The 7,972-nt window shown below is 66.4% G+C and carries 8 protein-coding genes, 1 tRNA gene, 2 pseudogenes and 1 other annotated feature; of the genes and pseudogenes, 7 read left to right on the forward strand and 4 right to left on the reverse strand.

Annotated elements, in window-relative coordinates; genetic code table 11:
• The first annotated feature begins 71 nt into the window (after positions 1-71).
• The 6 genes from infA to FBZ90_RS02575 all read left to right on the forward strand — a co-directional run bounded on the left by infA (position 72) and on the right by FBZ90_RS02575 (position 4,215).
• Positions 72-290 (forward strand): translation initiation factor IF-1, encoded by a 219-nt coding sequence (gene infA / locus FBZ90_RS02550; RefSeq protein WP_044559220.1) that lies wholly within the window; start codon positions 72-74, stop codon positions 288-290.
• Positions 291-304: 14 nt separating this feature from the next.
• Complete coding sequence (locus tag FBZ90_RS02555) at positions 305-946, forward strand: Maf family protein (protein ID WP_186455569.1); 642 nt, start codon at positions 305-307, stop codon at positions 944-946.
• 13 nt (positions 947-959) lie between these two features.
• Positions 960-2,300 carry a ribonuclease E/G gene (locus FBZ90_RS02560; protein ID WP_145729438.1) on the forward strand — a complete coding sequence of 447 codons (1,341 nt, stop codon included), beginning with the start codon at positions 960-962 and terminating at the stop codon, positions 2,298-2,300.
• Between the two features lie 15 nt (positions 2,301-2,315).
• Positions 2,316-2,528, forward strand: a complete 213-nt coding sequence (locus tag FBZ90_RS02565) for a DNA gyrase inhibitor YacG (protein ID WP_145729439.1) — start codon at positions 2,316-2,318, stop codon at positions 2,526-2,528.
• Between the two features lie 208 nt (positions 2,529-2,736).
• A tRNA-Phe gene (locus FBZ90_RS02570) sits at positions 2,737-2,812 on the forward strand.
• 212 nt (positions 2,813-3,024) lie between these two features.
• Positions 3,025-4,215, forward strand: coding sequence for a tyrosine-type recombinase/integrase (locus FBZ90_RS02575; RefSeq protein WP_145729440.1), 1,191 nt, complete (start codon positions 3,025-3,027; stop codon positions 4,213-4,215).
• Positions 4,216-4,238: 23 nt separating this feature from the next.
• Here the strand turns inward: FBZ90_RS02575 and cas2e are convergent, their stop codons facing one another.
• Both cas2e and FBZ90_RS02585 read right to left on the reverse strand, forming a co-directional pair.
• Positions 4,239-4,541 carry a type I-E CRISPR-associated endoribonuclease Cas2e gene (cas2e, locus tag FBZ90_RS02580; protein WP_186455570.1) on the reverse strand — a complete coding sequence of 101 codons (303 nt, stop codon included), beginning with the start codon at positions 4,539-4,541 and terminating at the stop codon, positions 4,239-4,241.
• Positions 4,522-4,692: pseudogene (locus FBZ90_RS02585) on the reverse strand (type I-E CRISPR-associated endonuclease Cas1e); the annotation flags it as partial. The gene cas2e and the pseudogene FBZ90_RS02585, both read right to left, overlap by 20 nt.
• Positions 4,693-4,729: 37 nt before the next feature.
• Here FBZ90_RS02585 and FBZ90_RS02590 point away from each other — a divergent pair.
• Positions 4,730-5,728: pseudogene (locus FBZ90_RS02590) on the forward strand (IS3 family transposase); the annotation flags it as partial.
• Positions 5,036-5,152: a sequence feature (AL1L pseudoknot), on the forward strand. It overlaps the preceding pseudogene by 117 nt.
• Before the next feature lie 54 nt (positions 5,729-5,782).
• Here the strand turns inward: FBZ90_RS02590 and istB are convergent.
• Together istB and istA are read right to left on the reverse strand one after the other, a co-directional pair.
• On the reverse strand, positions 5,783-6,631 hold the full coding sequence (istB, locus tag FBZ90_RS02595; protein ID WP_145729441.1) for an IS21-like element helper ATPase IstB: 849 nt from the start codon (positions 6,629-6,631) through the stop codon (positions 5,783-5,785).
• Complete coding sequence (gene istA / locus FBZ90_RS02600) at positions 6,628-7,881, reverse strand: IS21 family transposase (RefSeq protein WP_145729507.1); 1,254 nt, start codon at positions 7,879-7,881, stop codon at positions 6,628-6,630. The genes istB and istA overlap by 4 nt, the downstream gene beginning before the upstream one ends.
• Positions 7,882-7,972 lie beyond the last annotated feature (91 nt).

Raw genomic sequence — 7,972 nt, forward strand, 5'->3', positions numbered from 1 at the left:
CCGGGCCATCACCTATGTCGCCGAAATTGCGCGCATCCCGCTATCCACCCGTTTTTTCCCGAAAGGAAGTTATGTCGAAGGAGGATTTGATCGAGTTTTCCGGCACGGTGACCGAACTGCTGCCGAACGCGATGTTCCGCGTTAAGCTCGATAACGAACACGAAGTGCTGGCCCACACCTCGGGCAAGATGCGCAAGAACCGCATCCGCGTGCTGGCCGGTGACCGGGTCAACGTCGAAATGACGCCCTATGACCTGACCAAGGGTCGCATCACCTTCCGCTTCAAGTAAGCGGACGGTACCCCATGGTGCGTGTGCAAGCGGACGGGACGGGGCAAGCGCCGTGGCGGATCCCGCCGCTGGTGCTGGCGTCCAGCTCCCCGCGCCGCCGGGAACTGCTCGCCCAGATCGGGGTGACGCCGGCGGGCATAGACCCGGCCGACATTGATGAGACCCCGTTGGCCGATGAGCTGCCGGCCCATCACGCCCTGCGCTTGGCCCAGGCCAAGGCGGCGGTGGTGGCGGCCCGCAGCCCCGGCGCCGTCGTGCTGGCCGCCGATACGGTGGTGGGCTGCGGCCGCCGCATCCTGCCCAAGGCGGAGAGCGCCGAGGATGTGCGCCAGTGCCTGGCGCTGCTGTCGGGGCGGCGGCATCGTGTCTTCGGCGGCCTCTGCGTGGTGGACGCCACGGGCAAGGAGCGCACCCGGCTGGTACAGACCGCCGTGCTGTTCAAGAAGTTGAGCCGGGCCGAGATCGACGCCTATGTCGCCTGTGGCGAGGGCGTGGGCAAGGCCGGCGGGTATGCCATCCAGGGCCGTGCCGCCCTGTTCGCTCGCGGCCTGGTGGGCTCCCACAGCAATGTCGTGGGGCTGTCCCTGTTCGAAACGGCGGCCCTGCTGCGCGCCGCTGGGATAGACCCGCTGGCCCTGTCCCCCGTAGCCGCCTGACGGGCCGGCCCTGATGGCCCGTGACCTCCACATCGATATCACCGCGCCGGCGCAGGGCCCAGCCCTGCGCCGCGCGGCTGTGCTGACCGACGGCGTGCTGTCGGACCTGTACATCGACCGTGCCGACCGGCCCACCCTGGCCGGCGCCGTGATTCGCGGTCGCGTCACTCGCATTGTCGCCGGTATGAACGCGGCCTTCGTTGACATCGGCACTGGGCGGGACGGCCTGCTGCCCGGCGCCGACGTTCGTCTGCCGCAGGCGGACAAGCATGGCGGGGGGGGCAAGGGCGAGCCCAAGGATCGTCCGGCCGTTCGCCCCCAGGGGCCCATCGGCACCTCGCTGCGCGCGGGTCAGACCGTGATCGTGCAGGTCAAGGCCGACCCGGTGGCGGCCAAGGGCGCGCTCCTGTCCATGGACGTGGCGCTGCCGGGCCGTTTCCTGGTCCATACGCCGCTGGCGGCCGGTATCCATGTGTCCAAGCGCCTTGGGCAGGGTGCCAGCGCCGCCGCCGAACGCGCGCGCCTGACCACGGTGGTGCGGGATGCCGTGCCCGCCGGGGGGCGGGGCGGGCCAGGGGGGTGGGCTGGCGGCTGGATCGTGCGCGCCGCAGCCGCCGCCGTGCCGGCCGTATGGCTGGCCCAGGAGGCTGAAGCTCTGGCGCTGGATTGGCGGGGCGTCGCGCGGGCGGGTGACGGGCCCCCGGCCGTGCTGCTGCCGGCACCCCACGCCGGCATCCGCGCGCTGATGGAACAGACGGGGCAGCCCGTGGATGCCATCCTGGTGGATGACCGCGCCGCGTCCGGTCAGGACCTGTATGCCGAGCTGCGCCGCTGGTGCGACGACCGTGCCGGTGACCTGCTGCCGGTCCTGAAGCGGGCCAGCACCGGCCTGCCGCTGTTCGATGGCGGCGACCTGGACGGCGCCATCGCCAAGCTGCTGCGCCCGCGCGTTCCCCTGTTCGGCGCCAAGGCGGGGGGCGCCACTGGCAGCCTGGTGATCGAGCGCACGGAAGCCCTGACCGTCATCGACGTCAATGGCGGGGAAAAGGGCGACCCCCTGGCTGTCAACCTGGCGGCGGTGCCGGAAATCGCCCGCCAGCTGCGTCTGCGCAATGTCGGCGGCATCGTGGTGGTGGACTTCATCAACCTGTCGCGCCCGCCGGACCGCGAGCGCCTGATCCTGGCGCTGACCGGGGCGGTGGCGGACGATCCCGGCAATACCCAGGTTTATGGCATGTCCCGCCTGGGCCTGGTGGAAATGACACGCCAGCGGCGGGGCCCCTCCCTGCTGGACCTGGTGACGCCGGACGTGTCGGCCCCGGGAGTTTTGCCCGACGATGACGCCTTGATGTGAGTGATGGTGCCCGTGATGACCGACGATCCCATTCCCCTGAAGCCCCGAAAGTCCCGCGCCGCCTGCCCGATCTGTGGCCGTCCGCCGGCGCCGGAGGCCAAGCCCTTCTGCTCCACCCGTTGCGCCGACGTCGACCTGGGCCGCTGGCTGAACGAAAGCTACCGCGTGCCCGTCACCGACGAGACGGACGAGGACGGCGAAACCGCGCCCGGGGGTGAGCGGGACTGAACCCAGAACCGGCCGCGCCTCGCAAAATCTCTTTTAAATCAACCATCTAAAAAAAATCCGCAAAAGAATGAAACAACAGGCTGGACAAGCCCGCCGGACTTGTCTACATACAGCCACCTCGACGCGCCGCGGACGCCAACGCCACGGCAACGGGTTACAAAAACCCACGCGAGATCAGGGGCTTAGCGTCCGCTAGGTTCTTCTGGATGCCCAGGTAGCTCAGTTGGTAGAGCAGGGGACTGAAAATCCCCGTGTCGGTGGTTCGATTCCGCCCCTGGGCACCATTTTCTCCTACGTCATCGTTTCCGCAGGCCGCCGATAATACGCTCTAGTACGATTTAACCCCGTATAAAATATAGGGTTTTACCCACGAAATCGTAGCTTGGCGTGCGTGGGCGTATCCCTGGGATACCCTCGTCATCGAAGCCGCCTGTTGGTATGTGGGTTGGTATCGGCAGTCCTTGTTGGTATCGTGTACCAACAGGAGGACCGGACCATGGCGTTGAGCGACATGAAGTGCCGGAATGCCCGCCCCGGCGAGAAATTGCAGAAGTTTTCTGATGGCGAAGGGCTGCAGTTTTGGGTGCAGCCTACCGGTGCCCGTTTATGGCGGCTGGCTTATCGTTTTGGCGGAAAGCAGAAGCTTCTGGCTCTTGGCACTTATCCTCTCGTTACCTTGGCCGCAGCGCGTGAGGCCCGCGACACGGCCAGAAAGCTTTTGCTTGCCGGTATCGATCCGTCGGAAGACAAAAAGCAGCGAAAACTGCTGCAGTATGGCTCGGGCGACAGTTTCCACGCTGTTGCGGAGGAGTATGTCGCCAAGCTAAAGCGGGAGGGGCGTGCGCCAGCCACGATTACCAAGATTGAATGGCTCCTCTCCTTCGCCTACCCGATACTGGGAACAAGATCGATTAAAGAGATTGACGCGCCCTCCGTTCTGCGTGTGCTGAGGGAGGCGGAGATCCGTGGACGATACGAAACTGCGCGGCGCCTACGATCCACCATAGGGAGCGTATTCCGCTACGCGATTGCGACAGCGCGTGCGCAGAACGATCCCACTTTCGCTCTTCGAGGCGCGCTCACCACGCCAATTAGCACGCCGCGGGCCGCCATTACTGAACCAAAGGCGTTTGGGGCGATGTTGCGCGCCATTGATGCATTCGATGGGCAACTGGTCACGCGGGTGGCGTTGCAGTTGATGGCTCTTCTGTTCCCCCGTCCTGGGGAACTGCGCGCTGCTGAATGGTCGGAATTCGATTTTGACAAGGCAGTCTGGACCATTCCCGCCGGGCGCATGAAGATGCGTCGCCCCCATCACAGCCCCCTCTCCCGGCAGGCGCTGGAGATACTTCAGGGGCTGCGCGATATTACAGGCAGGGGTGTCCTTCTCTTTCCGGGTATTCGAACCCCTAAGCGGCCAATTTCCGACAACACCCTCAACGCTGCCTTACGGCGACTCGGCTACGGAAAGCACGAGGCCACAGCGCATGGTTTTCGGGCCACGGCCTCCAGCCTGTTGAATGAATGCGGAAAATGGCATCCAGATGCCATCGAACGACAGCTTGGCCATGTAGAGAACAACGAGATCCGGAGGGCGTATGCTCGTGGTGAGCACTGGCAGGACCGTGTAAGTATGATGCAATGGTGGGCAGATTACCTTGAGGAATTGCGGGCGGCGCATCATTGACCGCAAATAGCCCGTATCTCGCCTCAGAAGGGTGGCGCATCCGGGTCTGGGACTGGGCGGAATTTCACCAGGGTCAGGCCGTCGATGTCGATGGGTTCGCGCCGGTTGGTGCCGATGGCGTCGAAGGCGAAGCCGCTGTCGGTGGGGGCGCTCCAGGCCATGACGGCGTTGCCGTCGCCGATCATCTGGCCGACCTCGCCCCAGATGCGCTCGCGCACCCGGCGGGAGTAGACGCCGACATAGACGCCGGCCCGCACCTCGGCCAGCCAGAGTGACAGGCGTCCCCGCAGCCGCGGCGGGGCGTTCTCAACCACGATGACCATCATCGCCGCTGGCGTCCTCTGGTGCGATGGCGGGTTCAGCGGCCTCCGGCGCCTCCTCCGGTGGGACAAGGCCGCCGGCGGCCAGGATGGCGGCGATGTCGGGGATGACGCGTTCCAGCAGACCGGTGCGCCGGAACATGAAGCGCGCCGGGATTGTCGGAGGCTTTCACTCCTGAGAGACTGAAGCCACGATGAGCAAGCCGACGAACAAGTTTTCCCCCGAAGTTCGGTCCCGCGCGGTGCGGCTGGTGCTGGATCATGAGAAGGATCATCCGTCCCGTTGGGCGGCGGTGATGTCGATCGCGGCGAAGATCGGCTGTTCGGGCCAGACGCTGAACGAATGGGTTAAGAAGGCCGAGATTGAAGCAGGCACGCGGGCCGGTGTGCCCAGCGATGTCGCGGAACGGCTGAAGGCGCTGGAACGGGAGAACCGGGAACTGCGCCAAGCGAATGACCCGTAGGGCAGCGCGGAGCAGCAAGATCCTGCGCAAGGCGGGCGCGTATTTTGCGGCGGCGGAGCTCGACCGCCGGTTCAAGCCATGATTGCCTTCATCGATGAGCATCGGGGTGCGCACGGGGTCGAGCCGATCTGCCAGGTGTTGCCGATCGCCCCGTCCACCTATCACCGGCATGCGTCGCGGCGTTCCGACCCGGATCGCCTGCCGGCGCGGGCCAAGCGGGACACGCGGTTGAAGGTCGCAATACGGCGGGTATTCGACGGGAACTTCGCCGTCTATGGCGTGCGCAAGGTCTGGCACCAGCTCAAGCGGGAAGGCCACGCCGTCGCGCGCTGCACGGTTGCCCGGCTGATGCGGGGCATGGGTTTGCGGGGCGTGATCCGGGGCAAGCCGGTGAAGACGACGGTGAGCGACAAGTCGGCGCCCTGTCCGCTCGACCACGTCAATCGGCAGTTCCATGCGCCCCGGCCGAACATGCTGTGGCTGTCGGATTTCACCTACGTCGCCACCTGGCAGGGCTTCGTCTACGTGGCCTTCGTCATCGACGCCTACGCCCGGCGCATCGTCGGCTGGCGGGTGTCGCGGACCGCCCATGCCGCCTTCGTGCTCGACGCCCTGGAGCAGGCCCTGCATGAACGACGCCCAGCCAAGCACGGCGGCCTGGTTCACCATTCGGACAGGGGCGTTCAATACGTCAGCATCAAGTACACCGAGCGCCTGGCTGTAAACGGCGAAGTGATTTTCCCCAGAAGTGGCGACTTAAAAATCCCCAGATGGTTTGTTTGGCTAATTGATTGGGTGGGTGTCGGTGGGCCTCACTTTCGGCGGTCTTCCGCGTTTCCGGATGGCTTGGAGCGGTGCAGTGTCGGGTCTTCGCCGGACGTTTTCGGGGATGAGGTCGGCATGCTGGCGTAGCCTGTAGCTGGCGCCCTCGATCTGTACGACGATGGCGTGGTGGAGAAGGCGATCGAGGAGCGCCGTAGCGACGACGGTGTCGCCGAAGACGTCGCCCCACTCGGCGAAGCCGCGGTTCGAGGTGAGGACCATGGCGCCCTTTTCGTATCGGGCGTTGACGAGCTGGAAGAAGAGGTTGCCGCCGCCGGGGACGACGGGGAGGTAGCCGATCTCATCGACGATGAGGAGTTGGGGGCGGCAGAGGAAGCGCAGGCGTTCGCGCAAGGTGCCTTCGCGTTCGGCCTTGGCCAGGGAAGCGATGAGGTCGGCCAGGGTGGTGAAGTAGACGGTGCGTCCCGCCTTGACGGCCTCAACGCCCAGGGCGGTGGCGAGGTGGGTCTTGCCGCATCCGGGCTGGCCCAGGAGGTGAAGGACTTCGTGCCGGTCGATAAAGTCCAGTTGGGCCAGGGCCAGGATGCGGTCCCTGTCGAGGGAAGGCTGGAAGGCGAAGTCGAAGCCCGCCAACGTCTTGACGGTGAGCAGACGGCCCATCTGGAGGGCGGCCTTGACACGGCATGCTTCCCGCAGCGCCAGTTCCTCGCCGAGCAGGGCGTCGATGGCCTCCAGGGTGGTGAGGGTGCCGCGCTCGGCCTGGCGCAGGACGTGGTCGAGCGTTTCCAGGGCGCGGGGCATCTTCAGGCCCACCAGGTGGCGGCGAATGCTGTCGAGGGTGGCGCTCATGGCGTGACCTCGCGCTGGGCGAGGTGGCGGCCGATGGCGTCGTAAATCGCCAGGTCGCGCGGCGTGACGATCTCGCCGGACCGCCGTAATGGTGGCGCCTGGGGAGCACTTTGCCGGGGTGTCGTGCTGTTGACGGGTGGCGGCAGGACGCGGTGCCCAGCGATCAGGTGTCGGCGCCCACGGCCCTCCAGCACCGGGTGTATGGCGATCCGGCGGCCTTCCTCCAGGATGTGGACCTGGTCGGCGGTGAGTTGCACTTCGACGGCGCGGCGCCGGGTGCTGTCGGGGACGGAATAGAGGTTGCCGCCGACGGACACCATGCCGTCCTTGGTGATGCGGCGTTCCAGGGACAGCACGGTGGCATAGGGGATTGCGGGGACGGGCTTGAGGTGGGGCCGTTCCTCGGCGTAGTGCTCGACGACGATGCGCTGGGTGGTGGCGTGGCGGCGGATGTTGGCGACCTGCTCCAGCCATCGCTGGAGTTGGCCGTTCAGGTCATCCAGATTGCGGAAGGTCCGTCCCAGGAAGAAGTCCTGGCGGATGTAGCGGAAGGGCCGCTCGACCTTGCCCTTGGTCTTGGCGCGATAGGGTTTGCAGGCCTTGGGCAGGAAGCCGTAATGGGCGGCCAGGTCCAGCAGACGGGCATTGTAGGCGATGCCGCCATCGGCGCCGTCATCTCCCGCCGCTTCGCCCAGCACGGCGGTCTTCATGCGATCGTAGAGGATGCGGGCGGGCACGCCGCCCAGAGCCTCGAAGGCGGCGATATGGCACCTCAGCACGGTGGCCAAGTCCTGGCGGGCGACGAAGCGCGCCCACAGCATGCGGCTGTGGCCCAGCACCAGGGAGAACAGCCACACCACCCGTTCCACGCCGGGCTCATCGGTGAAGCTGGCCTTGAAGTGGGCGAAGTCCACCTGGGCCTGATGCCCTGGCGGCGTCTCGAACCGCTGCTCAAAGCCCTTGGCCGCCGCCGGTCGCACGGTGCGCAGGAAGTCCTTCACTGCCGTATAGCCGCCGGGATAGCCCAGGGCCTGGATCTCCCGCAGCAGACGGCGGGCGCTCAGCCCGGGCACCGCGATCACCCGCTGGCGCAGGTAGGCTTGATAGGGCCCAACCACCGTGGGCTTGGGCGGCCTAGGGGTATAGCGGGGCGGCTCCAGCCCCTGGGCGATGTAGCGACGGACGGTCTTGCGGTCCAGGCCGGTCTGCCGGGCGATGGCGGAGACGGTCAGCCCCTCACGGGCGAGGATCGTGTCCCCTGACGTGGTGTAGCTCGCGCTTTGGCGTCGTGCTCTCCGGCATATCTGGCCGGCTGTGTCATGCGGCCATTGTGGCCAGCAT

The organism is Nitrospirillum pindoramense (assembly GCF_007827955.1).
GTDB lineage: Bacteria > Pseudomonadota > Alphaproteobacteria > Azospirillales > Azospirillaceae > Nitrospirillum > Nitrospirillum amazonense_B.